19 protein-coding genes, 1 tRNA gene and 1 pseudogene are annotated in these 26,041 nt (G+C 63.1%); 9 read left to right on the top strand and 12 right to left on the bottom strand.

Annotated features, from left to right (window positions below; translation table 11 throughout):
- The first annotated feature begins 19 nt into the window (after nucleotides 1-19).
- The gene (locus H0O21_RS05985; RefSeq protein WP_185190735.1) at nucleotides 20-1,024 is read left to right on the top strand and encodes a glycosyltransferase family 2 protein; all 1,005 of its coding nucleotides are present in this window, start codon (nucleotides 20-22) and stop codon (nucleotides 1,022-1,024) included.
- Here the strand turns inward: H0O21_RS05985 and H0O21_RS05980 are convergent.
- Nucleotides 982-1,449, bottom strand: coding sequence for a HEAT repeat domain-containing protein (locus H0O21_RS05980; protein ID WP_185190734.1), 468 nt, complete (start codon nucleotides 1,447-1,449; stop codon nucleotides 982-984). The two genes, H0O21_RS05985 and H0O21_RS05980, sit on opposite strands and share 43 nt — an antisense overlap.
- Nucleotides 1,450-1,549: 100 nt before the next feature.
- Here H0O21_RS05980 and H0O21_RS05975 point away from each other — a divergent pair, with 100 nt between their 5' ends.
- The 3 genes from H0O21_RS05975 (at nucleotide 1,550) to H0O21_RS05965 (ending at nucleotide 5,463) form a co-directional block, all read left to right on the top strand.
- Nucleotides 1,550-1,666, top strand: coding sequence for a photosystem I reaction center subunit VIII (locus H0O21_RS05975; RefSeq protein WP_131454745.1), 117 nt, complete (start codon nucleotides 1,550-1,552; stop codon nucleotides 1,664-1,666).
- Nucleotides 1,667-1,708: 42 nt separating this feature from the next.
- Complete coding sequence (locus tag H0O21_RS05970; RefSeq protein WP_131454746.1) at nucleotides 1,709-2,200, top strand: photosystem I reaction center subunit XI; 492 nt, start codon at nucleotides 1,709-1,711, stop codon at nucleotides 2,198-2,200.
- 122 nt (nucleotides 2,201-2,322) lie between these two features.
- A complete protein-coding gene (locus tag H0O21_RS05965) occupies nucleotides 2,323-5,463 on the top strand; it encodes an efflux RND transporter permease subunit (RefSeq protein ID WP_185190733.1) in 3,141 nt (1,046 codons plus the stop codon).
- Nucleotides 5,464-5,466: 3 nt separating this feature from the next.
- Here the strand turns inward: H0O21_RS05965 and H0O21_RS05960 are convergent, their stop codons facing one another.
- The gene (locus tag H0O21_RS05960; RefSeq protein WP_185190732.1) at nucleotides 5,467-5,757 is read right to left on the bottom strand and encodes a hypothetical protein; all 291 of its coding nucleotides are present in this window, start codon (nucleotides 5,755-5,757) and stop codon (nucleotides 5,467-5,469) included.
- A gap of 151 nt (nucleotides 5,758-5,908) precedes the next feature.
- Here H0O21_RS05960 and H0O21_RS05955 point away from each other — a divergent pair, with 151 nt between their 5' ends.
- Nucleotides 5,909-6,871, top strand: coding sequence for a cupin (locus H0O21_RS05955; RefSeq protein WP_185190731.1), 963 nt, complete (start codon nucleotides 5,909-5,911; stop codon nucleotides 6,869-6,871).
- Here H0O21_RS05955 and H0O21_RS13630 read toward each other — a convergent pair.
- The 4 genes and pseudogenes from H0O21_RS13630 to psaA all read right to left on the bottom strand — a co-directional run bounded on the left by H0O21_RS13630 (nucleotide 6,833) and on the right by psaA (nucleotide 12,293).
- The gene (locus tag H0O21_RS13630) at nucleotides 6,833-7,156 is read right to left on the bottom strand and encodes a hypothetical protein (protein ID WP_370523106.1); all 324 of its coding nucleotides are present in this window, start codon (nucleotides 7,154-7,156) and stop codon (nucleotides 6,833-6,835) included. The genes H0O21_RS05955 and H0O21_RS13630 overlap by 39 nt on opposite strands.
- Nucleotides 7,157-7,171: 15 nt before the next feature.
- Nucleotides 7,172-7,588, bottom strand: a pseudogene (locus H0O21_RS13625) (DUF3598 family protein); the annotation flags it as partial.
- Between the two features lie 169 nt (nucleotides 7,589-7,757).
- Nucleotides 7,758-9,968, bottom strand: coding sequence for a photosystem I core protein PsaB (gene psaB, locus H0O21_RS05945; protein ID WP_185190730.1), 2,211 nt, complete (start codon nucleotides 9,966-9,968; stop codon nucleotides 7,758-7,760).
- Nucleotides 9,969-9,989: 21 nt separating this feature from the next.
- Nucleotides 9,990-12,293 carry a photosystem I core protein PsaA gene (gene psaA / locus H0O21_RS05940; protein ID WP_185190729.1) on the bottom strand — a complete coding sequence of 768 codons (2,304 nt, stop codon included), beginning with the start codon at nucleotides 12,291-12,293 and terminating at the stop codon, nucleotides 9,990-9,992.
- 416 nt (nucleotides 12,294-12,709) lie between these two features.
- Here psaA and H0O21_RS05935 point away from each other — a divergent pair, with 416 nt between their 5' ends.
- Together H0O21_RS05935 and cobJ are read left to right on the top strand one after the other, a co-directional pair.
- Nucleotides 12,710-14,086 carry a hypothetical protein gene (locus H0O21_RS05935; protein ID WP_185190728.1) on the top strand — a complete coding sequence of 459 codons (1,377 nt, stop codon included), beginning with the start codon at nucleotides 12,710-12,712 and terminating at the stop codon, nucleotides 14,084-14,086.
- A 63-nt stretch (nucleotides 14,087-14,149) separates the two neighbouring features.
- Entirely contained in the window at nucleotides 14,150-15,958 is a 1,809-nt protein-coding gene (gene cobJ, locus H0O21_RS05930; protein WP_185190727.1) for a precorrin-3B C(17)-methyltransferase, read from the top strand.
- A 65-nt stretch (nucleotides 15,959-16,023) separates the two neighbouring features.
- On the opposite strand, the gene H0O21_RS05925 is transcribed toward cobJ, so the two are convergent.
- Nucleotides 16,024-16,097: transfer RNA gene (locus H0O21_RS05925), tRNA-Pro, on the bottom strand.
- A gap of 18 nt (nucleotides 16,098-16,115) precedes the next feature.
- On the opposite strand from H0O21_RS05925, the gene lipA reads away from it, so the two are divergent.
- The gene (gene lipA / locus H0O21_RS05920) at nucleotides 16,116-16,994 is read left to right on the top strand and encodes a lipoyl synthase (protein WP_185190726.1); all 879 of its coding nucleotides are present in this window, start codon (nucleotides 16,116-16,118) and stop codon (nucleotides 16,992-16,994) included.
- A 28-nt stretch (nucleotides 16,995-17,022) separates the two neighbouring features.
- On the opposite strand, the gene H0O21_RS05915 is transcribed toward lipA, so the two are convergent.
- The 3 genes from H0O21_RS05915 to H0O21_RS05905 are packed head-to-tail and all read right to left on the bottom strand — an operon-like array spanning nucleotide 17,023 to nucleotide 19,584.
- Nucleotides 17,023-18,150, bottom strand: a complete 1,128-nt coding sequence (locus H0O21_RS05915; protein ID WP_255441162.1) for an FUSC family protein — start codon at nucleotides 18,148-18,150, stop codon at nucleotides 17,023-17,025.
- Complete coding sequence (locus H0O21_RS05910) at nucleotides 18,122-18,325, bottom strand: hypothetical protein (protein WP_131454756.1); 204 nt, start codon at nucleotides 18,323-18,325, stop codon at nucleotides 18,122-18,124. The genes H0O21_RS05915 and H0O21_RS05910 overlap by 29 nt, the downstream gene beginning before the upstream one ends.
- A 23-nt stretch (nucleotides 18,326-18,348) precedes the next feature.
- Nucleotides 18,349-19,584 (bottom strand): hypothetical protein, encoded by a 1,236-nt coding sequence (locus H0O21_RS05905; protein ID WP_185190725.1) that lies wholly within the window; start codon nucleotides 19,582-19,584, stop codon nucleotides 18,349-18,351.
- A 74-nt stretch (nucleotides 19,585-19,658) separates the two neighbouring features.
- On the opposite strand from H0O21_RS05905, the gene H0O21_RS05900 reads away from it, so the two are divergent.
- Entirely contained in the window at nucleotides 19,659-21,083 is a 1,425-nt protein-coding gene (locus tag H0O21_RS05900; RefSeq protein WP_185190724.1) for a TolC family protein, read from the top strand.
- On the opposite strand, the gene H0O21_RS05895 is transcribed toward H0O21_RS05900, so the two are convergent.
- Together H0O21_RS05895 and gltB are read right to left on the bottom strand one after the other, a co-directional pair.
- Nucleotides 21,043-21,384 (bottom strand): YciI family protein, encoded by a 342-nt coding sequence (locus H0O21_RS05895; RefSeq protein WP_185190723.1) that lies wholly within the window; start codon nucleotides 21,382-21,384, stop codon nucleotides 21,043-21,045. The two genes, H0O21_RS05900 and H0O21_RS05895, sit on opposite strands and share 41 nt — an antisense overlap.
- 17 nt (nucleotides 21,385-21,401) lie before the next feature.
- Nucleotides 21,402-26,009 carry a glutamate synthase large subunit gene (gene gltB / locus H0O21_RS05890; protein WP_185190722.1) on the bottom strand — a complete coding sequence of 1,536 codons (4,608 nt, stop codon included), beginning with the start codon at nucleotides 26,007-26,009 and terminating at the stop codon, nucleotides 21,402-21,404.
- Nucleotides 26,010-26,041 lie beyond the last annotated feature (32 nt).

The following is a 26,041-nucleotide window of genomic DNA, read 5'->3' as shown; positions in this document are numbered from 1 at the left end:
CCCACCGAACCGCACCGGGATGTCCCTCAGCGCCGCACCCTCAGCCACTGCCCTCGATGCGGGCGAGGCTCCGCTCGATCTCTCGGTGGTGGTGCCTCTCTACAACGAAGAGGAAAGCCTGCCTGAGCTGGTGGAGCAGCTGCTCACGGCCCTACGCCCCACAGGCGAACGTTTCGAGCTGGTGCTGGTCAACGATGGATCCAGCGATGGCACGGCCCAGGTGCTGGAGGATCTGAGCCTGGAGATTCCAGAGCTGGTGGGGGTGCTGCTGCGCAAGAACTATGGCCAAACCGCAGCAATGGCGGCCGGCTTCGACGTGGCACGCGGCGAAGTGATCGTGAGTCTGGATGGTGATCTCCAGAACGATCCCGCCGATATCCCGCTGCTGCTCGCCACCCTGCGCGAGGGCTTCGACCTGGTGAGCGGCTGGCGGCATCAGCGCCAAGATGCAGCACTGCAACGCAAGCTGCCCTCGAAAATCGCCAATCGCCTGATCGGGCGGGTCACAGGCGTGCGCCTGCATGACTACGGCTGCTCACTCAAGGCCTATCGCCGCGAAGTGCTCAGCGACATGCGTCTCTATGGCGAGCTGCACCGCTTCCTGCCCGCCCTGGCCTTCATTGAAGGAGCCCGGATCACAGAGGTGAAGGTCAACCACCGCGCCCGTCAGTACGGAAGCAGCAAATACGGAATCGACCGCACGTTCCGCGTGCTGATGGACCTGCTGACGGTTTGGTTCATGAAGCGATTCCTCACCCGACCGATGTATGTCTTCGGCTTCGGTGGCCTGGTGGCGATCGCCGCCAGCCTTGTGGCCAGCGCCTACCTTCTGGCCATCAAGCTGATGGGTGCCGACATTGGCAACCGCCCCCTGCTCACCCTCGCGGTGGTGCTGGGGCTCACGGGCGTGCAGCTGTTCTGCTTCGGCCTGCTGGCAGAGCTACTGATCCGCACGTATCACGAAAGCCAGGGTCGGCCGATCTATCGCATCCGGGCCACGTTGCGCGGCAGGCGCGCCAGCTGAACGCTGCGGCGCCCTGGAGCGCCGCGGTGGCGCTCCATCGCCGCTGCAGCCGCTTCCACGATGCGTTGATCGGGATCGCGAAGCCCTCGCCGCAACACAGGCAGTCCTGCCCTGTGCCCCCACAGGGCCGCAAGGCGCACCGCCTCCATCCGCTGCTCCGGGTCACCGGACATCAGGCGGCGTAGCTCGGTTTCCAGGGTCAGACGTTCCGCCGTTGTGGATGGCAGCGACCAAGGCTCACCATCGAGGCCCACCGGCTCCAGCTCAGCCTGCGCCTGTTGCACAAGCTCCACCTGAGCGCGATTAAGGGCGGCGACGGCAGCCGCGTCGGTGCTTCGCAACAGGGTCTTGCGGGGCCGACGGCCCATTCCCCAGAGCAGAAGCGCAAGAACGATGGCAGCGCCACTAGCAAAGAACTGAGACATCGGGGGATTGAACTTTTATGTCGCCGCGAAAGCCGGCGGCGGGCGCTAAGAAAAGCGATCCCTACAGTAACGGCGGACCTTTTTGGCTTAGGCCGTCGCCATGACTGGAGATTTCGTCGCCGCCTGGATGCCCTCCGTGTTCGTGCCCCTGGTGGGAATCATGGGCCCGGCTGTGGCCATGGCACTGCTCTTCAACGTGATCGAAGCTCGCGACTGAGTCGCACCGCTCGCTTCCCAAACCGTCATTCCGATTCCTCCCATGACTGTGACCCCCGTCGCCGATCCCACCGTCGGCAACCTGGCCACCCCGGTGAACAGCAGCTATTTCGCCAAGGCCTTCCTCAACGCGCTGCCCGCCTACCGTCCGGCCCTGTCCCCCAACCGCCGTGGCCTGGAAGTGGGCATGGCCCATGGTTTCTTCCTCTACGGCCCCTTCGCCGTCTGCGGCCCCCTGCGCAACACCGACTACGCCGCCACCGCAGGTCTGCTGGCTGCCATCGGTCTGGTCTCGATCCTGACCGTCTGCCTGTCGATCTACGGCACCGCCGGCAACGGCCCCAATGTGCAGCCTGCCGACGCGACCATCGACAACCCCCCTGCCGATCTGTTCACGAAGGCCGGCTGGGCTGAGTTCGCCAGCGGCTTCTGGCTGGGTGGTTGCGGCGGTGCCGCCTTCGCCTGGTTCCTGGCTGGCACTGCCATCGTTGCCCCCCTGGTCAACATCGCTGGTGGCGTCTGGAGCGTCAGCTGATCAGATCAGTCTGACTTTCCAGTCATCCCTGTTCATTCCTTGATTGCCCCTGATGGAGGTCTTGGCCTCCATCAGGGGCTTTTCGCTGTCAAGATCGTTGCGCTTCTGCAGCAGGTGCTGCCTTGCGGTCCATCTCACAGCCGTTTCTGCGCCGGCCTGTCTTCACGATCGTGTGCAGCCTGTTGGTGTTGCTGGCCGGCCTGGTGGCCCTGGTGGGTCTTGGACTGGAGGATCTCCCCCAGCTTGCCCCCACCCGCGTGAGTGTCAGCGCCACCTTCCCAGCCGCAGGGCCGGAGGTGGTGGAGCAGAGCGTGACCGCCGTGCTCGAGAAACAGTTCAACGGACTGGAGGGTCTCGAGAGCATGAGCTCCAGCAGTCGCCAAGGAGGCGCAAGCATCTCTCTGCGCTTTGAAGGGGGAGACCCGGAGCTCAATGCGATCAAGGTTCAGAACGAGGTCAACCTGGCGAATCGTCGACTGCCGCAGGCCGTGACCCGTCAGGGGCTCAACGTGCGCAGATCGTCGGATGACATCCTGCTGATCCTTGGCTTCAGTGCCCCCAAAGATCTTTATGCCCCCACCTTCGTAGGGGGCTGGTTGGACCAGACCCTGCGTGAGTCGCTGCGCAGCACGCCGGGAGTTGGCGATATCCGGGTCTTCGGTAGCAGCGAACTGGCCTTCCGCCTGTGGCTGAACCCCGCACAGCTCGAGCAATACAACCTCACGAGCAACGACATCACCGAAGCCCTGGCCGAGCAAAACGTGCTGGCCGCCCTGGGCAGCCTGGGCGAGGCGCCGGCTCCTGCCGGCCAGATGTTGAGCCTTCCGGTGGATGCGGAAGGCCGACTACTCAGCAAGGCTGACTTCGAGGCCATGGTCGTGAAACGCACCGCCGCCGGTGGGCTCGTGCGACTGAAGGATGTGGGCCGGGTGGAACTCGGCAAAGAGAATTACGGAAGCAGCGCCATGAATCTCCAGGGAGAGAGTGCCGTGGCTGTGGGGATCTATCAGCGCGACGGTGCCAATGCTCTTGAGGTGAGCCGAGCGGTGCAAACCGAGCTGACCCGTTTGCAGGAGAACTTCCCCCCAGGGCTCAGCATGCAGGTGATCGTGGATGTGGCCGAGACGGTTCAGGCCAACCTCGACCGCACCACCGACACCCTGAGGGATGCGGTGCTGCTGGTGCTGGTGGTGCTGGTGCTGTTTCTTGGCCGCTGGCGTCTAGCGATGATCCCTGGGATCGCCGTGCCGGTGGCCCTGGTTGGCAGTTTGGTGATCGTGAAACTGAGCGGTTCCAACCTCAACAGCCTGATCCTCTTTGGCCTGGTGCTGGCCACGGGCATCGTGGTCGATGACGCGATCGTGGTGAGTGAAGACATCGCTGGTCGCATTGAGCGGGGCGCAGAACCTCAGGGGGCTGCAGAAGATGCGATGGCAGAACTTGCCGGTGCTGTGATCGCCACCTCGCTGGTGTTGGCGGCCGTTTTCGTGCCGGTGCTGCTGATTCCTGGCTCCATCGGCCGCCTCTATCAGCCGATTGCATTGGCGATTAGTGGCGCGATCCTGTTCTCCACTTTCAATGCACTCACCTTCACCCCGATGGCCTGCGCCAGGGTGCTCGGCCCCGGTGGCGGCCGACTGCCCGGTCCGATTCAACGGCTCAGCGCCAGCCTGCGTGGAGGGATGAGCAACCTGCAAGAGCGCTATGGACGCCTGTTGGCAATCTGGCTCCCCCGGGGACGCATGGTGATCGCCCTGCTGCTGGCGGGCCTGATGATCACAGGGATTGGGCTGGCGACGATGCCCACCGCCTTCATCCCCGATGAAGATCAGGGTCAGGTGCGTGGCTACTTCACCCTCCCAGACGGAGCCAGCCTGGAGCGCACCGAAGCGGTGATGGAACAGATCCGACAGGTGGTGGCTGGCGAGCCGCTGATTCGCACCGGCAACTTCTACGCGGGACGATCCTTCGGACAAAGTGGTGAAGACAAGGGATCCTTCTATCTGCGGCTGGTGCCTCTGAAGGATCGACCGGGGGCAGTGAACAGTAGCGAAGCCGTGAAGGAACGCCTGAACAGGGCCCTGCGACGGCGCATCAAGGATGCCCGCGTGGTGGTCACCACCCCCCCCACAGTGCGTGGCTTCAGTAGTGAGTCGGGCCTTCAGCTGGAGCTGCTCGATCGCAGCGCCGGCCAGCTCAGCCTGGCGGACTTTGAGGAGCAGGCCCAGCGCTTCATCCGCGCTGCCGAGGCCACTGGAGATTTCGAGCGGGTGAGCACCCGCTTCGATGCCAGCTCACCGCGCTGGCGCCTGGAGATCGACCGCAGCCAGATGGCAGCGCTCGACCTACCCGTTGGGCGGACCCTGCGGGACATCGGCACGGCCATCGGCGGCCGCTACATCGATGACACCTTCGAAGGCGGGCAGATCCGCACGATCTATCTGCAGCTCGATGCAGCCAACCGCCGTGATCCAGGAGATCTCACCAGCCTGATGGTGCGCAATCGCCAAGGAGATCTGGTCTCGGTCGCCAACGTGGCCCAACTCAAGCCGGCCGAAGGTGCCAACAGCATCAACCACTACAACCAGAACCGATCCATCAGCATCACGGCGATTCCAAGCGATGGCGTCAGTAGCGGTCAGGCGATCGACCTGCTGCAAGACATCAGTGAGCGCACGGGCGGCACCAGTCTTGGCTTGGCATTCACGGGCTTAGCCAAGGAGGAAACCAAGGCAGAAGACGTGTCATGGATCCTCTTCAGCATGGGGATTCTGGTGGTGTATTTGCTGCTGGCCGGTCTCTACGAAAGCTTCCTCGATCCGTTGATCATCCTGCTCACGGTGCCGATGGCCCTGCTTGGAGCACTGATCGGCCTCAAGCTGCGCGGACTGCCCCTCGATGTTTACGGGCAGATGGGAATGCTGGTGCTGGTGAGCCTGGCTGCCAAGAACGGCATCCTGATCGTGGAATTCGCCAACCAGCGGCTGGAGCAGGGGATGGCTCTGCTTGATGCGATCGAAGGAGCCGCGATCAACCGCATGCGACCGATCCTGCTCACGGCGGTCACCTCTCTGGCGGGCTTCCTGCCACTGCTCCTGGCGAGCGGCACTGGCTCCGCCAGTCGTCTCAGCATCGGCACGGTGGTCTTCAGTGGTCTGCTCGTGTCCACCCTGCTCTCCTTGTTTGTTGTGCCGGCGATGTATCTGCTCCTGAAGCGCTGGCGCGGAGTGCGGCAGGAGCCTGCTCCGCAGTTGGATGGATGATCCTCAGCAGGGCTCAAAGCGGGCATTCAGAGCAGGACCACCCCCGGGCGGAACCCTGCAGGGACCAGCGTCCGGGAGTTCTTTAGGCCTGAAGGCATGGACAACGGAGCTCACGCCTGGAGCCTTTGCCACTCTTGATGGGGCAGCAACCGGTTCATCAAGCCTGACCTGCGCGAGGTCGATGCGCTGACTGGGCAGCATCTGCATGGTCAGGTTGTACGTGGTGGTGGCGGCAGCCAGTAGAAGCACCAACTCGAGCTTGGGAGGAATCGATGGCCAGCGGGAAGGGAACATGGACAAGCAACTGCGCAGGCTCTGCCCAGTGGAGCGCGGAGCCAAGGCCCAAATGTGACTGAATCGCCACCCAACAGTGACGCGATGCATACGGAACCAGGGTGCAGCGATTCGTAAGGTGTAAAGCTCTTTGTCGTGGGGTGTGTCCGTCATGGTCAGCAGTGCATCGACCCAGCGCACCTCCTCGAAGCAGGCGCAATTCTTTTCCTATGGCGAAGCCGCCAACCCGATTCGCAGTGGCCTGACAGCGTTGGTGCCCTATCGATCCTTCTCACCTGCCTTCTTCCAGGAGCCTGGTAGCGCGTTGCTGCCGCTGGATTTGAGTGAGGAGCTGGGCTGCGCAGGCCCCGCCACAGGTCCGTCTCTGTGTGCCAACTTCATCCGCCTGGATCAAGGCGAGTTGCGAACCGCCGCCGTAGCGACCAGCCAGTTGTTCTTCGTGGCCGAGGGCGAGGGAGAAACCGCGGCCTGTGGTGAACGCTTCGCCTGGAGCAAAGGCGACATCCTTGTGCTGCCGGCCGGCGGAGACGCCATCCACACCTGCGCCCACAAGGCTGCCATCTACTGGGTTCACGACGCACCACTGTTGCGTCATCTCGGAGTCACACCAAGCGAAAGCCGGTTTAAACCAACCTTCTACAGCCACCGCGACAGTCAGCGTCATCTAGCTGAAATCGCCGAAAGTCCCTCCGGTGCCAAGGCCAATCGGGTGAGCGTGCTCCTGGGCAACAGCGCCTTCCCTCAGACGCGCACGGTGAGCCACACACTCTGGGCCATGCTGGGGATCCTGCCGGCGGGACAGGAGCAGAAGCCACACCGCCACCAATCCATTGCGCTTGATTTCGCCGTGGCCTGCCAACCAGGCTGTTACACCCTGATCGGCACGCAGCTGGATCGTGATGGCAGGATTCTCAATCCCCATCGGGAGGATTGGCTTGAAGGCGCCTCCTTTGTGACACCGCCCGGCTACTGGCATTCGCACCACAACGAATCAGGAGCCGATGCCTATGTACTTCCCATTCAAGATGCCGGCCTGCACACCTATCTGCGCACTCTCGACATCCTGTTCAGCAGCTCAGGGGGTCTGGCGACGGAGACGCCGCTGGGTGACTGACTGCCAGGCACCAGAGCTGTCATAGCGACGGATCAACTGCTCAAGCTGTCCATCAGCCTGCATCCACAAGGCTTCCACGCAAAAAGAAGCGCGATGGCTGACTTGCTCAGGCACGCGAAAAGCACCGCCATCGGGCAGCCAACGGACTCCAGCAAGATCCTGAACTCCAAGGCACAACTGCACAGAGGCCAGCGATGGTTCAGGCCAGTCCGCCGTGATCGTCAGCTCCTCGCCATGCCATTCACCAGTCAGCTGCTCAGGCGAAAGGGATGGGCGCTCAGGCACATCAGTACCGGCTCGAAACTCCCGAATCAGAACAGATCGCTCAAATATTCCGGACTCACGAAAAAGAATCACCAGGCGATGACGCCGGTTGGCGTCGATAAAACCGAATTCGCCTCCAAAAGCAGTCCCAGGAGCAAGCTGCTGGGACCCCTTGCAGAATGTGCCTGAAGGGAAGAAGACAACCTGACGCCCCAGTGTTCGATAGTCCTGCTGCATGGAGCTAGTGGGTGCGCCGCGATCAGCCGCCGAGCCGGACAGCGCCGGGTCCTCCCAGCGCTGCAACCCAAAGCGCACCAAACGCTCATCATCTCCCTGCTCCAAGGTGAGAATCGAACTGGTACGAGACAACTCTCGCTGCTAAGAATCAAGTGACGCAAAGGTGCCATGCCACTCACCAAGATTGCGCAGAAAGTTCTCCCACTGACTCGTCATCGATGAGATCGAAAGGATCGTGACGCTAAGCCTTCAGCGATGAGAGCGCTGCAACTGTCGACCACACAAGGCCCCGTCAACTTTGGATCCCAAGTAAAAACCCCGCCCGGTGAACCGGACGGGGTCGAGGAACGACTCTTGGGGAATCCAGATGGATTCAGCTGAGCAATCAGCCGAACTTGCCGGATGTGGAGGCGATCAGGAAGGCGGCATACGTGAGGATGTAGCCGATCGTGAAGTGGGCGAGACCCACCACACGGGCCTGAACGATTGACAGAGCCACAGGCTTGTCGCGCCAGCCAACCAAGTTGGCCAGAGGCGTGCGCTGATGAGCCCAGACGATGGTCTCAATCAGCTCCTGCCAGTAACCACGCCAGGAGATCAGGAACATGAAGCCTGTCGCCCACACCAGGTGGCCGAACAGGAACATCCAGGACCAGACGGCGAGGTTGTTGCTGCCGAAGGGGTTGTAGCCGTTGATCAGCTGCGAGCTGTTGAGCCACAGGTAATCGCGGAACCAACCCATCAGATAGGTGCTGGACTCGTTGAACTGAGCCACGTTGCCCTGCCAGATGGCGAGGTGCTTCCAGTGCCAGTAGAAGGTGAGCCAACCCACGGTGTTCAGAGCCCAGAAGACGGCCAGATAGAAGGCGTCCCAGGCCGAGATGTCGCAGGTACCGCCACGGCCGGGGCCGTCGCAGGGGAAGGAGTAGCCGAAGTCCTTCTTGTCAGGCATCAGCTTGGAACCACGGGCGTCCAGCGCACCCTTCACAAGGATCAGGGTGGTGGTGTGGAGTCCAAGAGCGATGGCGTGGTGGACCAGGAAGTCACCAGGGCCGATGGGAAGGAACAGGTCGTTTCCACCGTTATTGATGGCATCCATCCAACCGCCCATGTAGGCAGCGTTGGCGTTGGCAGCCACACCGCCAGCGTTGGAGAGCAGCACGTCGAAGCCATAGATCGCCTTGCCGGAAGCGGCCTGGACGAACTGAGCGAAGACGGGCTCCACCAGGATCTGCTTCTCAGGAGTACCGAAAGCCACGACCACGTCGTTGTGGACGTAGAGGCCGAGGGTATGGAAACCGAGGAACAGGGAGACCCAGCTCAGGTGGCTGATGATCGCTTCCTTGTGCTCGAGCATCCGGGCCAGGACGTTGTCCTTGTTGGCTTCGGGGTCGTAGTCACGGATGAAGAAGATCGCACCGTGGGCGAAGGCACCGCACATCAGGAAGATGGCGATGTACTGGTGGTGGGTGTACAGGGCTGCCTGAGTCGTGTAGTCCTTCGCGATGAAGGCATACGAGGGCATCGAGTACATGTGCTGCGCCACCAGGCTGGTGACCACGCCGAGGGAAGCCAGAGCGAGGCCGAGCTGGAAGTGCAGGCTGTTGTTGATGGTGTCGTAAAGACCCTTGTGGCCAGCGCCCAGGTCACCAGGGGTGCCCTTGGGGGGGTTGTGGGCTTCGAGGATCTCGCGGATGGAGTGGCCAATACCGAAGTTGGTCCGGTACATGTGACCGGCGATCACGAACAGAACGCCGATGGCCAGGTGGTGATGCGCAATGTCGGTGAGCCAGAGGGCTTCCGTCTGAGGGTGGAAACCACCCAGGAAGGTCAGGATCGCGGTGCCTGAGCCTTCAGCGGTGCCGAACACCTGACCCATGGAGTCGGGGTTCTGGGCGTACACCCCCCAGTTGCCGGTGAAGAAAGGTCCCAGACCGGCGGGGTGAGGCATCACGTTGAGGAAGTTGTCCCAACCAACGTGCTGACCGCGGGATTCAGGGATCGCAACGTGAACCAGGTGACCGGTCCAAGCGATCGAACTGAAGCCGAAGAGAACGGCCAGGTGGTGGTTGAGGCGTGATTCAGCGTTCTTGAACCAAGCCAGGGAGGGACGGAACTTGGGCTGCAGGTGCAGCCAGCCGGCGAAGAGGGCCCAAGACGACAGGATCATCATGAAGATGGAACCCTGATACAGCTCGGCATTGGTCTTCATGCCGATTGTGTAGAACCAGTGATAAAGGCCTGAGTAGGCGATGTTCACCGGGGAGGAAGCACCCGCCTGGGTGAAGGCGTCAATCGCGCCCTGACCGAAGTGGGGATCCCAGATTGCGTGAGCGATGGGGCGCACGTGCAGGGGGTCGGCGACCCACTGCTCGAAGTTGCCCTGCCAGGCGATGTGGAACAGGTTGCCCGAAACCCAGAGGCCGATGATCGCCAGGTGACCGAAATGGGTGGAGAAGAGCTTTTGATAAAGCTTCTCCTCCGTCATTCCGTCATGGCTCTCGAAGTCGTGAGCCGTGGCGATGCCGTACCAAATACGACGGGTTGTCGGGTCCTGTGCCAGACCCTGGCTGAACGAAGGAAATTTCGTTGCCATTAGGGAAAAGACAGGTGGAGATCAGCCGACCACAAGGATGTGGGCGTGGAAGAAGGCCCAGGTGGTCGCAATGCCGCCCAGGAGGTAGTGGGCAACACCCACGGCACGGCCCTGGGTGATGGACAGCGCACGGGGCTGGATGGCGGGAGCCACCTTCAGCTTGTTGTGAGCCCAGACGATGGACTCAATCAGCTCCTGCCAGTAGCCGCGGCCGCTGAACAGGAACATCAGGCTGAAGGCCCAGACGAAGTGAGCACCAAGGAACATCAGGCCGTAGGCACTGGTGTTGGAGCCGTAGCTGTTGATCACCTGTGCGGCCTGAGCCCACAGGAAGTCACGCAACCAGCCGTTGATGGTGATGGCGCTGTTGGCAAAGTTGCCGTTGGTGATGTGCTGGACGGAACCGTCAGCATTCACCGTGCCCCACACATCGCTCTGCATCTTCCAGGAGAAGTGGAAGATCACGATGGACAGGGAGTTGTACATCCAGAACAGACCCAGGAACACGTGGTCCCAGGCGGACACCTGACAGGTGCCACCACGACCGGGGCCATCGCAGGGGAAGCGGAAGCCCAGGTTGGCCTTATCGGGCACGAGACGGGAGCTGCGGGCGTAGAGAACACCCTTGAGCAGGATCAACACCGTCACGTGAATCGTGAAGGCATGGATGTGGTGCACCATGAAATCGGCGGTGCCCAGAGGAATCGGGGCAGCGGCGACCTTGCCGCCCACAGCCACGACAGTGCCGTTGAACACTTCACTCACGCTGGAAAGAGCGTTGGGAGCAGTGCTACCAGCAGCGGCGGCGTGGAGGCCTTGGATCCATTGCGCGAAGACGGGCTTCAGCTGAATCGCAGAGTCGCTGAACATGTCCTGGGGACGGCCCAGGGCACGCATGGTGTCGTTGTGGATGTAAAGGCCGAAGCTGTGGAAGCCCAGCCAGATGCAGACCCAGTTCAGGTGACTGATCAGGGCATCGCGAGCCTTGAGCACCCGGTCGAGCACGTTATCGACATGCTTGGCGGGGTCGTAGTCGCGGATCATCGCGATCGCGCCGTGAGCGGCGGCACCGACGATCAGGAAGCCACCGATCCACATGTGATGGGTGAACAGACCGATCTGGGTGGGGTAATCGATCGCCATGTACGGATAGGGAGGCATCGCGTACATGTGCTGAGCAACGATGATGCTCAGGGAGCCCAGAAGGGCGAGGTTCACGGCCAGCTGTGCATGCCAGCTGGTGGTCATGAACTCAAACAGGCCGTCATGGCCCTTGGAGGCGGGGAACAGCAGGGGGTCACCCTTCTGACCCTCGAGGATCTCCTTGATGGAGTGACCGATGCCCCAGTTGGTGCGGTACATGTGACCGGCCACGATGAACAGCACCGCGATGGCCAGGTGGTGATGGGCGATGTCGCTCATCCACATGCTGCCGGTGACGGGGTTCACGCCACCCTTGAAGGTCAGGAAATCGCTGTAGGCGGCCCAGTCACCACGGAAGAAGGCACCGATGCCGGCGCTGAATCCGGGATAGAGCTGCGCAAGCAGATCCTGGTTGAAGAACTCGTGGGGCAGGGGAATGTCAGCCACGGAAGCGATGGTCTTGCCGTTGAGCACCAGCGGCTGGCCGGCGTCGATGGCATCCATCAACTTGGTGGTGGGCAGAGACACGTGCAGAAGGTGTCCGGTCCAGGACAGTGACCCCAGGCCGAGAAGACCGGCCAGGTGGTGGTTGAGCATGGACTCAACGTTCTGGAACCACTCCAGCTTTGGAGCTGCCTTGTGGTAGTGGAAAACGCCGGCGTTCAGCATCAAGCCGGCCATCACCAGGGCGCCAATGGCCAGGGCCATCAGCTGCGTCTCGTTGGTGATGCCCCAGGCACGCCAGACGTGGAAGAGACCGGAGGTGATCTGAATGCCTTGGAAACCGGCACCCATATCGCCATTGAGGATCTCCTGGCCGAACACCGGCCACACCACCTGAGCACTGGGCTTCACGTGGGTGGGATCGGCAAGCCAGCCGGAGAAGTTGGAGAAGCGAGCGCCATGGAAGAAAGCGCCGCTCAGCCAGATGAAGATCACGGCCAAGTGGCCGAAGTGAGCACTGAAGATCTTCCGAGAGACCTCCTCAAGGTCACTCGTGTGGCTGTCGAAATCGTGAGCGTTGGCGTGGAGGTTCCAAACCCAGGTGGTGGTTTTGGGACCTTTCGCGAGGGCACGGTCGAAATGTCCGGGCTTGCCGAACAGTTCAAAGGTCGCTGGATTGTCGACCTTTTCGACCTGGCTCTTCGCGGTGCTCCCACGCTCTGGTGGGCTGATGGTCATCGAGTCGTTCCTCGAGGGACGGGGTCGAGGTGGAGGGCCACCCCTCCGACAAACCGGAGGTTCATCGGGGCCCCGGATGCAGCGCAGCAAGGCTTCACCACACCCGGGCGCCAGTGGTTTTCAGAGGCGGAAACCCCTGACTCTCACTGGAGCATTGGGCCCCAAAGAGGGGACCGCTGGCGGAAGCATAGAGGCGGAGATCCGCCACTCGGCACGGGAGTTACAAAGGTTCAATCCCTCAGCGCACCAGTCGTGGCACGGGGTCTGCGGAAGACTGATTAACAGCAAATCCGAGAAGATTGATCGCGCTTGTTTTATCAATTCGGAAAAACATTTCCCAGCCGCTAACACAAACCCTGGCGACTGGGCACCTGTGCGCCTTCCGACCAGAATGCCTTCTATCCGCCGCACCGTCCATGGGGGACTCGGCTCTGCGCCGCCTGATCACTGTCCTGATGACGGGCCTGATGACAGGCCTGATGGCGGGCCTGATCTCTGTGCTGATCCTTCTAGAGGTCCCAGCCCCGGCACAGGCCCTCAGCCTGCCTTGGTCACGGGGGACGACTGATCGCGAGCCAGTGACGCTGCCCGCAGCCGGTCCCTCAGGCCGACTACAGGAGGTCGCCGCACCAGGGGCCGTCCAGCAGCTGCGGCGAGAGCTTGCGAGCCACCAGCCTCGCCTGAGCCTTGAAGGGCCTAGCAACGACAGCGTGCTCAATGGAGAGACCTGGACCCTGAAGCTCAGGGTGGAGGACTGGCCTGCAGCCTCGGATCCAGAGCTCGGCCTCGGTGCCCACATCGCTCTGCAAATCGATGGGTCACCGCCTCAGCGCTTCAGCCAACTGAGCAACGGGCATCTGCAGGCTCAGCTGCCAGCCCTCAGCCCTGGCAGTCACAGGCTCAGTGCCTACGCCGCGTATCCGTGGGGGGAAGCGGTGAAGACCCCTGGCGCCAGCCTGAACTGGCGGCTCCATCAAGCCCAGGCTCTCGAAGGCACCCAACCGGAGCAAAACGCCCCCTGGCTGGAGCTCGTCAGCCCATCAGAACTCAGCGCAGGCGAGCCGCTGCTGCTCGACTGGCTCATCTGGAATGCACCGCTCCAGAACCTGCGCGCAGGGGATGCGCGCTGGCGTCTGCGACTCACCCTCAACGGCGACAGCTTCCTCATGGATCGCCAGGAGGCTCTCTGGATTCGTGGCCAGGGCAGCGGGAACCAGGAGGTGCAGATGGAACTGCTCGACAGCCTGGGCGAGCCGATCACTCCCGTCTTTAACAATCAACTGCGGGTCGTGACCAACAGCCGAGGCAAAAGGCCCGTTTGGATGCAATCCAACCTGAGTGGTCAGCAGCTGGCGCGACTCCTGGGCCAGGCACGTCCCGAACAGGAGCCAGCCCCCAAACCAGCCGCCATTGCAGAGCCTGAGGCCGATCCAATCGTCGCCCCATCATCAGAGCAGACGCCGAACGCCCCAGCGGTTGCTCCACAAGCAGCAAGCCCTGCGAAAGCGGCAACAGGGAACGGGCCAACGGAGAACGCATCCACAGCAGAACCACCCGCGCAAAACGCACCGGCCGAAGACGCACGTGCTGCCCAACCCGACGGGACAGATCCTGGGGAAGAACAGCCTTCTTCTCCAAAGGCTTCCCCACAACAACCTCCTGGAGAACAGCCTTCTAAGGAGCAACCTGCAACCCGTCTGATCCCCCGGGCCGAGCCGCCGCCGCTCGCCCCCACCACCAGCCTGGGAGGATCAGCTCGGGAGCTGTTGAACGCCGATGGCACCCAGCGCTGATCCTTTGAGCCTGACGTTCTGAACGCCGCAACGCCCGCCTCTAACGCTCCCCACTCTCTGGCCATGGGGCTTTCCGCCAGCGCCTGGCCATTGCTGCAACGCCTCAAGCAAGGCGGTTACGTCGACACCCTTGCCCTGACCGTTCAAGCGGCCTCAGGGCTTGAGGAGCAACCTGCCGATCTCCAGATTGGTCGTGCCGCAGACCTCCTGAACGAACACTGGGCGCGCAGCAGCACCCTGATCGTGATCGGCGCGTTGGGAGCCGTCACTCGCTTGGTGGCACCCCTGCTGACCCATAAAGATCAGGATCCAGCTGTGCTGGTGCTCGATGCCCACGGACGCGTTGTCATCCCCCTGCTGGGAAGCCACATCGCAGGCGCTGAACAGCAAGCCCGCGAATTGGCGGCAGAACTAGGAGGTGAGGCAGTGCTCACCGGCGATGCTGCCAGCCAGGGACGCCTGGCCCTTGATGCCTTCGGGGAAGCCTGGGGCTGGCGGCGGGGAGGTCCCACGGGGGCCTGGCATGACCTCATGATCCGCCAAGCCGGGGGCGAGACCAGCACCATCCGCCAATCGGTCGGCAGCCAACTGTGGCGTCAACTGCCAGGAGCGGCAGATCACTGTTGTAAAGCGGAAGACGAAGCGTATGCCGATCTCACAGTCACCGCGGAGGCCTGCCCTGCTGATGGCTGTCGCTGGCATCCGGCCTGTCTCTGGCTGGGGATCGGCTGTGAGCGCAACACCAGCCCAAGCCTTGTGCTTCGCGCGATCGACCGGGCCTTGCGCCAGGCAGGACTCGCCCCCGAGGCGGTGGCAGGGCTGAGCACCATCACGCGCAAGGGGGATGAACCAGCCCTGCTCCAGATCACTGCGGAACAAGGGTGGCCTCTCCAGCTTTTCGAGCCAGAAGCCTTGGCTGCTGTTGAAGTCCCCACCCCATCCCCCGTTGTAGAAGCAGAAATGGGGACCCCATCGGTGGCGGAAGCCGCCGCCCTCCTGGCGGCTGGAGCCGAAGGGCGCCTGGTCCGAGCGAAAAGCATTGAGAAGCCGCTTGGCCCGGAGGAACGGGGAGCGGCCACGGTGGCGATCGCCCTTGGCGGACAGCCCTATGCACCTCAACGGGGGGAATTGCATCTGATTGGCAGCGGCCCCGGAGACCTGAGCCTGCTCACCGCTGATGCCCGTCGCGCCCTGGCACGCTGTGCCGTCTGGGTGGGCTACGGGCTGTACCTCGATCTGCTCGAGCCCCTGCGCCGGAGCGACCAGGCCCGCCTTGACGGCCAGCTCACCCGCGAATGGGAGCGCTGCGCCGAGGCCCTCGACCTGGCACAGCAGGGGGTGAAGGTGGCCTTGATCTCATCAGGCGAGAGCGGCATCTACGGCATGGCAGGCCTGGCCCTCGAGCTCTGGTTGCAACAACCCGAAGGCCATCGGCCCAGTTTTCAAGTGCATCCAGGAATCTCAGCCCTGCAGCTGGCAGCGGCTCGGGCGGGCGCTCCGCTCATGCACGACTTCTGCACCATCAGCCTGAGCGACCGGCTCACCCCCTGGGCAGTGATCGAACGGCGCCTGGAGGGAGCGGCGGCAGGCGATTTCGTCGTGGCGCTCTACAACCCCCGCTCCAAGGGGCGCGATTGGCAGCTGGCGCGAGCCATCGAGCTGTTGAGAACCGAACGAGAGGGCAGCACCCCTGTGGTCTTGGCCAGGCAGCTGGGCAGGGCTGACGAGACGATCCAACACACCACGCTGGAAGCGCTGAATCCCTGTGATGTCGACATGCTCACGGTGGTGCTGATCGGGAACAGCACCACCTATGCGAAAGCCGGAACGATGGTCACCCCACGGGGCTATCCGGGCGCCAGCCTGAGCTGACGATCGCTAGGGATCGTCAGAAAAGAGAGCCCAACTCCTGACCTCGAAGGGCATGACTCATGCAGTCGGGATGACAGGATTCGAACCTGCGGCCCCTTCGTCCCGAACGAAGTGCGCTACCAAGCTGCGCTACATCCCGATGGCCCGACTGTAGAAGATGACCTCCACCTTGAAACCTGAGTGGCTGCGCGTGAAAGCGCCGCAGCGCGAGCGCATCGGCGCTGTTGCTGACCTGCTTCTCGACCTCAGGCTCAATACGGTTTGCCAGGAGGCCAGCTGCCCGAATATCGGCGAATGCTTCGCCGGCGGCACCGCCACGTTTCTGATCATGGGGCCCGGCTGCACCCGCGCTTGCCCCTACTGCGACATTGATTTCGACAAAAGTGTTCGAGAGCTGGATCCCACCGAGCCCGAGCGCCTCGGGGAAGCCGTGGCGCGGCTTGGCCTCAAGCACGTGGTGATCACCTCAGTGAACCGCGACGATCTCAGCGACGGCGGGGCCAGCCAGTTCGTGGCCTGCATCGAACAGGTGCGGCAACGCTCACCCCAGACCACGATCGAACTGCTGATCCCCGATTTCTGCGGCAACTGGGAGGCACTGGCCACGGTCTTGGACGCTGGTCCAGACGTGCTCAACCACAACATCGAGACCGTTCCCAGCCTGTATCGCAAAGCCCGGCCCCAGGGTGTCTACAGCCGATCCTTGGAACTGCTGGAACGGGTTCGCCATGGTTGGTCAAGGGTCTACAGCAAGTCAGGGCTGATGGTGGGTCTGGGCGAAACCGATCAAGAGGTGCTCGAGACCCTCGCCGACCTACGCCGCCATGACGTCGACATCGTCACCATCGGCCAGTACCTCTCCCCTGGCCCCAAACACCTACCGGTGGACCGCTTCGTACGGCCAGAGCAGTTCGAAGCGTTCCGCCGCCATGGCGAAGAGGAGCTCGGCTTCCTGCAGGTGGTGAGCACACCACTCACCCGCAGCAGTTATCACGCGGGCGAAGTGAGGAAACTGATGGCATCGCATCCGCGCTGAAGGCATGGGCGCGAGTCAGACAGCCTGTTCAATCGACAGGCGGAAGGCGCTGACCGAGCCAGGCCGCTTCCTCCCTTGCCGCCGGATATAAACGGCGAAGCTGTTCATGGCTGTCGTTGTCAGACACCTCCAGTAGCCGCCGATATCGGCTGAGCGACGAATGGGGGAAAAGAAGAATCCCTGAAACAAGGGCGAGGCCGCTACCGATCAAGTAATCAATCCACCGATTCGGGATGTACCAGGCCACGAGCGGCCCATAGCCGGCAAAAGCCACACCGCTCGAAATCAGCGCCGTGCGCAGGTAGGGGCCAAGATTCAAGGCAGCCACAAGGGCAGCGGTCCCGCCCATCGCCAGGGCCACCCCCACGCTGTTGAGACCGATGCTGTTGAACACCAGCAGGGGCATCAGCACCCCGAGGCTGACACCCACCATCCGATCACGCACTCGAGCGAGGGTCGCGCCGATGCTGTCGTTGAGCAGCAACACCACACCGAAATAGAGGTACTTCGGCGTCTGCGTTCCAAGGCCGACGCCAATCGCTAGGGCGAACGCCGCCAGCACGAGCTTGCGCCAAAAGCTCCAGCTTGTGAAAGCCAACCGGTACCGCTCCGGCAGGGGCAGATCCTCTCCTTCCGGCCCACTGGGCGGTGCCGGAGCGCCGTAACCGGATGGCGTCAGACCCCATTGCAGAGCAGTGCCAATGGCCAGACCCATGGCAATCGCCTCCATCTGATGGCCCCAGTCAGCCCACGAGGCGGACAGATCAAGCAGGGGAAGCACCCCTGCAGCGGCCACCACATTGGTGAGCAACGCCAGCTTGGCTGGCAGCGCCACCGCCAACAGCTGCATCACCACCCCAACGAGGCCGAACCACCACACCTGGGGGGCATCGGGAAACATCATGCGCACACTGAGCCCAACGGCCATCGCGACACCAGCGATCACCAGCAGAACCGGGTAGATCAGCGCAGGCCAACGGCAGAAATCAGGACGCACCACCAACACGCCCACCACCACGCCGTAGGCGGCGGGGATGTCGCCCAGACCGAGCGTGAGGCAGATCAGCCGCGTGATGCTCGCAGCCAGACCGATCGCCAGCGCCGCCCGCAAACCGAGCCACTGGGCCTCAGTCGCCATGGGGATCGGCCGGGTCATGCTTGAGCGCCTGCACCCAGCCCACCAGCAGCACAATCATCAGCAGCGCCAACCAGAACCAGAGCCTTGGTGCCGTGCTGAACACCGTGATCGCGAGCAACACGAGGGCGATCCACGGCGCCGGCTGACGCAGGGCGTTCAACCAACTGGATGATGCAAGGGAACGACGGGACATGGGGAGGCTGGGAGATCAAAGATTCAGCGATTGAAGCCGGCAATCCAGCGCAGAAACGGCAGGGCGTAGCTCAACAGAGAACGTCGTTCAACTGAAGCCTTAGCTTCTGCGGGCTGACCGGCCTCAAACCGCAGATCCGGGCCCCGGCCGCCACTCCAGCGCAATCCTGAGGGAGTGCTGGCTGATTCCAGTTCCACTCGCACGAGCATCAGAGGCGCCGTGGCCTTACCCGGAAGAATCGCCAGCGGATCACCACCTTCTCCATAGGCTTCCTGCCGGGCCCGCGCCACCAGCGACACCGCCAGGTCCGCTTCGCCCACCACACTGGCGAGGGCGGCCGAATCCAGCGGTGTGGGCGAAATCGCCTTGATCGTTCCTTCGACGCCGCCGTAGCGCTGGGCCGTGCCGCCGTATTGATTGCGGCTCTGCAGGATCGGTTCGATCTCGATCGATTCGCCGATCCGAAGCCGCGTTGCATCAGCCTCTGTGAACAGGGCCATCGCCTGCCGAGAAGCCGAGCGGGACTGCTCCAGTGCCAGCGTTCCAAGACGCTCACCAGGGAGCACGGGCTGCCCCTCCTCCACAGCCCAACTCACCAGTCGGCCAGCCGCGGGAGCACGCAACTCAAGCGCCTGATTCTGAGCCTCCAGTTCTGCCCGGGTCGCCCGCAACTGGGCCTGCTGTGCCTGAAGGAGCCCTCGATTAGCCTGCAACTGAGCCATCTTGGCTTCCAGCGAGCGGATCGCTGCCTTGTTGCCCAGGTAGAGATCCTGCGCGGCCACCCAGAGGGGGCTGTAGGTGGGGATCACCTTCTTCTGGCGAAGGCTTTCCAGCGCAGCAAGTTGCTCCCCCACAGGTTGATTACTCACCTGCAAGGTGCCGATCTGCTGGCGCAAAGCCACCAGCTCCGAACTGTTGGCGGACAGTTGGTCAACCAAACCCCGCTGTTTTTCAGCATTAGCCTCCAGCTGACGATCGAGCGCCTGAGGCTGCCCCTTGGGAACAGGGCCACCGCCAGCAGCCTGATCGATGCGATCGAGCCTGGCGAGCAACTGATCGCGGGCAACACGAGCACCGACTGGGACGCTCAGATCCAGAACCTGGCCTGGAGTGCGGCTGTAAAGCCCCCGTCGATTGCCAGGGGCCAACAACACAGCCGCACCGAATACCTCAACATCGATCGCGGGTAACACCGCCCACACGGCCGTCGCTCCGCTGACGAGAGCAATGGGCCAGCACCGATGCAGCAGAGCACCCATCTGCGATTGAAAACCGCGCGTAGGGTAACGCCGTTTTCGGATGGCTCAGCGCCTCCCCTGACATGTCAACCGGCATGCTCCGACGACGAGTCCTGGCCTCCCTGCTCATGGCGGCCTCGACCTGTCTGCCCGCCAATGCCGAGCCGCAACCGCTTGGCCTCAGCCTTGATCAGGCCCTCGAGCGAGGCATGGATGCATCGCTCGCCCTCCAACAATCAGAGGCCGAGAAGGAAGCCGCCACGGCTGGGGTGGGACTCAGCCGCAGCCTGTTTCTGCCGAAGCTCGATGTTGTGGGCCTCGGCAGCTGGGCTCAAGTGGGCAGCTCGGTTGGCTTTATTTCCAATCTGCCCACCATCGGCGACCTGAATCTTGATCTGGGCAGTGATGGCTACGCAGTCATCCAAAACAGCTTCGGCAATCTCGGGCTCGCACTCACCTACCCCCTGATCGACTTCGAGCGGGGACCACTGCTGTCGGCGGCCAAGGCCCTCGATCAGGCCGCCGCGGCACGGATCGCCGAGCAGCGGCGACAGAGCCGGTTCGCCATCACCAATGCCTACCTGAACCTGCAGCTCAGCGATGCGCTGATCCCCGTGTGGCAGCGATCGATCGCCCTCTCCGGCGAACTGCTCAAGGATGCGGAAGCGCTGCGGGATGGAGGACTGGGCGCACGCATCGATGTGTTCCGCGCTCGTGCCCTGCTCGCCACCGACCAGCGCGGACTCAGCGCCGCCCGCTCGGCCCGGGCGATCGCCGCCAGCGCCCTGGCCCGATTGCTCAACCTTCCGGCCGATCAGAGGGTGGAAGCCAGCGATCCCCTCTTGGCCCAGTCGCCATGGCCGCTGCAGCTGCAGGCCTCGATCGAGGCCGCCACCCGCAATCGCCCGGCGCTGGAGGTGATCGCGCAGGCACAGGCTGCTGCGGAAGCGAAAGTGCAAGCAGCCCAGGGCACGATGCTGCCGCGGGTGGGGCTCCTGCTCGGCGGCGGCATCAGTGGCGACAACCTGAATGTGCCGGTGCTCAACAGCGGTGGCCGCGTCAGCAATGTGCCCGTCGCCGGTGAACTGGAGTTGCCAACGTTGAACAGCAGCGGCAATGCCAGCGGCAGCTTTTACGACTACGGCGTGTTGCTCACCCTGCGCCAACCCCTGTTCGACGGGGGGCTGTCAGCCCAGAGTGCAGCCCTGGCGCGCAGTCAGGTCGACCAACAACGCTTGCTGCTGGAACAACGCAAACAGACGATCATCCAGGCGGTGGAGACCTTCTGGCACACCCACCGCAGCGCCAAGGCCGCCATGGTCTCAAGCCGGGAAGCCGTGATCGCCACCGAAGAAGCGGTGCGGGATGCCCAGCTGCGCTATCGCGCTGGCATCGCGCCGGTCACCGAGCTGCTGCTGGCCCAACGCGATCTGCAAGCGGCCCGCAGCGCTGAAGCCACGGCGATCCAGCAATGGAATCTCAGTCGGGCCGGCCTGGAGCTGGAGACGGGGCGTCAATGAGCGGCAGCCCCGCCACCGGCCGCCATTCCTCCAAGGTCCAGTGCACAAGGCCGCGGGCAATCATCGGATCCTTCTGCACAAGGGCCAGGGCTTGGTCATAGCTCTCAGCCTTCAGCACCAACAGCCCCCCGCCGCCAGGTTGGCCCTCACGATTCACAAGGAAGCCACTCGAGATCACCATCCCCGCCGCCCGGAGTTGCTCAACCCACTGGCCATGGGCTTCCAGATGGCTTCGGCGCTGCTCCACAGGGAGTGTCGCCGTCGCGGCAGTGAACGTCTCGTGCTTGATGAAGAGGGGCACGCCTGGGGCCTGGCCGATCAGGCCGCAACGGCCGTGCGATCCACCAGACCCATAGCCGCCCGCTCGCTGGGAGGGACCAGCAGCTTGAAGCGGCTCTTCCAGCTGCTCCAGTCAGAGAGGATCGCCGCGGCTTTCTCACTGCCTGTGGAGGCCAGATGGGCTTCCAGCAAGGGCTTGAGCACAGCTTCCTGCTCGCTGGTGTCGACGGCACGAATCTCCACGATCTCGTGGTTCACCCGGTCCACCAGGCCACCCGACTCATCGAGGATGAAGGCCACCCCACCCGTCATGCCAGCGCCGACGTTCCGGCCAGTGCTGCCAAGCACGACCACCACGCCACCGGTCATGTATTCACAGCAGTGGTCACCAGTGCCTTCGACCACGGTGCGAGCACCGCTGTTCCGCACCGCAAACCGCTCGCCGGCGCGGCCATGCACCAGCAACTCACCCCCTGTTGCGCCATACAGGCAGGTGTTGCCAAGAATGACCTGGTCCCCAGGAGACGGGGTGCCTGGGTTCGGCACCAGCACGATCCGACCACTGTTCATTCCCTTGCCGATGTAGTCATTGGCTTCGCCCTGCAGGCGTACATCCATGCCCTGGACAAGGAAGGCCCCGAAGCTCTGGCCTGCAGCACCCTGGAAATGGAGCTGCAACTGACCGTTAAAACCGCGGTTGCCGTGGCGAGCAGCAATCTCACCGGCAAGACGAGCGCAGACGCTGCGGTCGGTGTTCACGATCTCGATGCTGCGCTGAATCGTGCCGTGGCTCTCAATCGCCGCCATCAGCTCGGCATCGGCCAACAGCTGATCCTCGAGCACCGCTCCATTGCCATGGGCATCGGCAGCGTGGGTGAGCCAACAGCGATTGTCCGTGCCTGCCACCGGAGCCAGCAGGGTGGTGAGATCCAGGGACTCCGTCTTCTCGAGTTTCACCTGCCGCCTCTGAAGCAGTTCATTGCGACCGATCAAATCCTCGAGACGTGCCACACCCAGCACGCTCAGCAGCTGACGCACCTCTTCGGCAACGTAGAAGAAGAAATTGACGACATGCTCAGGCAGCCCTGTGAAGCGTTGACGCAGGGCCTCCTTCTGGGTGGCCACACCAACGGGGCAATTATTGGTGTGACAGACGCGAGCCATGATGCAGCCTTCGGCGATCATCGCCACCGATCCGAAACCGAATTCCTCAGCGCCCAGCAACGCTGCCATCACCACATCCCAACCTGTTTTGAGGCCGCCATCGGCACGCAGGAGCACGCGATCGCGCAAGCCGTTCTCCATCAAGCTGCGATGGACCTCGGTAAGACCGAGTTCCCAGGGACCACCGGCATGTTTGATCGAGCTCAGAGGTGAGGCGCCCGTGCCACCGTCATGACCTGAAATCTGGATCACATCGGCATTGGCTTTGGCCACTCCGGCAGCGATCGTGCCGATGCCGATCTCAGCCACCAATTTCACCGACACCTTGGCGCTCGGATGCACCTGGTGCAGATCGTGGATCAACTGCGCGAGATCCTCAATCGAATAGATGTCGTGATGAGGTGGTGGCGAAATCAACGCCACCCCGGGCTTGCTGTTGCGCAACCAGGCGATGTACTCATCCACTTTGGGGCCGGGCAGCTGACCGCCCTCGCCGGGCTTGGCCCCCTGGGCCACCTTGATCTCCAACTGCTTGCCGCTGCGCAGATATTCCGCCGTCACACCAAAGCGGCCTGAAGCAATCTGCTTGATGGCTGAGCAGGCGGTATCGCCGTTGCGCAGTCCCTTAATGGCCGGGAGAGTCGCCGAACGCCCCTCAGCATCCACATCATTGAGCGGACGGAAACGGGCCGGATCCTCACCGCCCTCGCCACTGTTGCTCTTGCCGCCAATGCGATTCATCGCCACGGCGAGGACTTCATGGGCTTCCCGGGAGAGAGCTCCAAGGCTCATACCGCCGGTACAAAAGCGGGAACAGATGCTTTCCACACTCTCCACCTGATCAAGGGGGAGGGGCGTGGACGCAGTCCTGAACTCAAGCAGGTCCCGCAAGGCGGTCACCGGCCTGTTCTCCAGAAGCGTGCGATAGGTGCCGAAGTGGTCATAACCGGGGCCTTCATGGACGGCCTTGTGCAGCGCCTTCGCCATCTCCGGGCTGTTGAGGTGGTATTCACCGCCAGTGCGGTACTGCACAAAGCCCATGAACTCGAGCTTGCTGCGGTTGAGCTCGGGGAAGGCCTTGGCATGGAGCAGAAGCGTTTCCCTGGCCAACTCGCGCATGGAGAGGCCCGCCACCCGGCTGGTGGTCCCTGCAAAGGAGCGCTCCACCACGTCGGCACCGAGACCGATCGCCTCAAAGATCTGAGCACCGTGATAACTGGCGAGCAGGGAGATTCCGATCTTGGAGAGGATCTTGCGGAGACCGTTCTCCAGGGCGATCCGCACATTCGCCTGGGCGTCTCCAGGGGTGAGGGCAGGCAGTTTGCCCTGTTCGATTCGCTTCTGAGTTTTGGGATGGGCCAGCCAGTGGCGGGTGGTCTCCCAGGTGAGCCAGGGGCAGACGGCACTAGCGCCGTAGCCGATCAGACAAGCGAGGTGATGGGTGCTCCAGCACTGGGCGGTCTCCACCACCAGAGAACAGCGCAGGCGCTGGCCCGTCCGAAGCAGGTGATGGTGCACGGCACCAACAGCCAGTAGGGGTGGCAAGGCGGCAGCGGTGGCCTCAAGCGAAGCAGGCATGCCGGCCAGGCCATGGCGATCGCTGAGCACAAGGATCTGCGTCCCGGACTCAACGGCAGCGGTGGCAGCGGCACAGAGCCGATCCAGAGCCTCCGGGAGACTGTTAGCCGAAGCCGTGGGATCAAAGTGCGTCGACAGGGTCGTGCAAGGCAGACCCTGCTGCGCCAGAGCCCGAAGCTCCTCTTCATTCAGCACCGGCGAGTCGAGGTGCACCAGAGCTGCGGCCTCCGCCTGGGGGCGAAGGGCGGGGCGGCGTTCACCGAGATGCATCTCAAGGCTCATCACCAGCTTTTCCCTCAGGGGATCAATCGGCGGGTTGGTGACCTGAGCGAAGCGCTGCTTGAAATAGTCGTAGAGCAGATGCGGCTTGTCAGAGAGCACCGCCAGAGGGATGTCATCTCCCATGCAGTAGGTGGGCTCCTTACCGGCACCCGCCATGTCCTCGATCACCAGCTCGAGATCTTCGGCGGTGAAACCAGTCGCTGTCTGCAAACGCAGCAGATCCAGATCACCGAGCTGACGGTCCTGCGTCCAGGCCTGGGCATCAAGGTGGCGGCGATGCTGCTCAAGCCAGCTGGCGTAGGGATGGCGTGATGCCGCGTCTTCTTTCACAGCCCAGTTTTCGAGCAGCTCGCCCCGCTCGAGATCCACGGCCAGCATCTGCCCCGGGCCAAGGCGGCCACGGCTGACCACGGTTTTGCCGCTGAGGTCCACCACACCGGTCTCCGAGCCCATGATCACGAAGCCATCGCTGGTCGTGCACCAGCGGGCCGGGCGGAGGCCGTTGCGGTCGAGGGTGGCGCCCACCCGCTTGCCATCGGCAAACACGAGAAGCGCTGGGCCATCCCAGGGCTCCTGAATGCCGGCATTGAACTCATACATGGCCTGCACAGCAGGCCGACTTTCGAGCTCAGGCTGGTGACGGAAGGCCTCCGGAACCAGGGTGATCAAGCTGTCCGTGATCGAACGACCACTGCGGACGAGTAACTCGAGGGTGGCATCGAGGTTGGCTGAATCACTAAAGGCCGGATTGACCACTGGGTTGAGGTCACCCGCAGCTTCACCCCAGACCTCATGCAAGCGGGACTCGGAGGCCCGGGCCCAGTTGAGGTTGCCCAGCAGCGTATTGATTTCCCCGTTGTGGCCCAGCAATCGCATGGGCTGGGCAAGGGGCCAGCGGGGCAGGGTGTTGGTGCTGAAGCGGCGGTGATAAACCGCAAAACTCACCGCAAAACGCGGATCGCGGAGATCGGCGAAGAAGGCAGCGAGCACCTCCGACCGCACCATGCCCTTGTACACAACGGTGCGGCTGCTGAGGGAGGCCACATAGAGATCCCGAGCCGCCTCAGCCCCCCAGACCTGGCGGGCGCGATCACCGATCCGACGCCGCAAGCGGAAAAGCAGGGCCTCCAGCTCATCGCCAGACTGATCAGCTGCCACGAGCCACTGGTGAATCGCCGGAGCGGTCTCGCGCGCTAGGGGGCCGAGCACGGATGGGTCCACCGGTACCTCACGCCAGCCGCAGGAGCGCAAGCCGAGGGCCTCTGCCTCCTCCGCCGCAAATCGCTGTGCCTCGGCGCAGCGACTGGGGTCTGCAGGCATGAACATCATGCCCAGACCACGACCACCAGTGACCTCTGCCACCTCGGGCCAGACGGCCGCCAGATAACCCCAGGGGATCCCGCAGAGCACTCCGGCTCCATCGCCGGAATCGCCATCACCGCCGCACCCGCCGCGATGTTCCATGCAGCCGAGACCGCGCAGGGCCTGCTGAAGGAGCCAATGGCTGGCCTCACCTTGAAGCTGTGCCAGGAAACCCACACCACAGGCGTCCTTCTCACCGGCCACTGCCGCTGGAGCACTGCTGTCGCAGTAAGGCCAGAAGGGGCCGGAAAGGTGTGTCATAACCCGACGACGCGATCTCAGATCTTAAGGAC

Origin of the sequence: Synechococcus sp. HK01-R (assembly GCF_014217855.1) — a bacterium.
In the GTDB taxonomy this organism is placed as follows: domain Bacteria; phylum Cyanobacteriota; class Cyanobacteriia; order PCC-6307; family Cyanobiaceae; genus Synechococcus_C.
The sequence above is the reverse complement of the archived record's forward strand: the minus strand, read 5'-3'. Positions and strand labels throughout refer to the sequence as shown.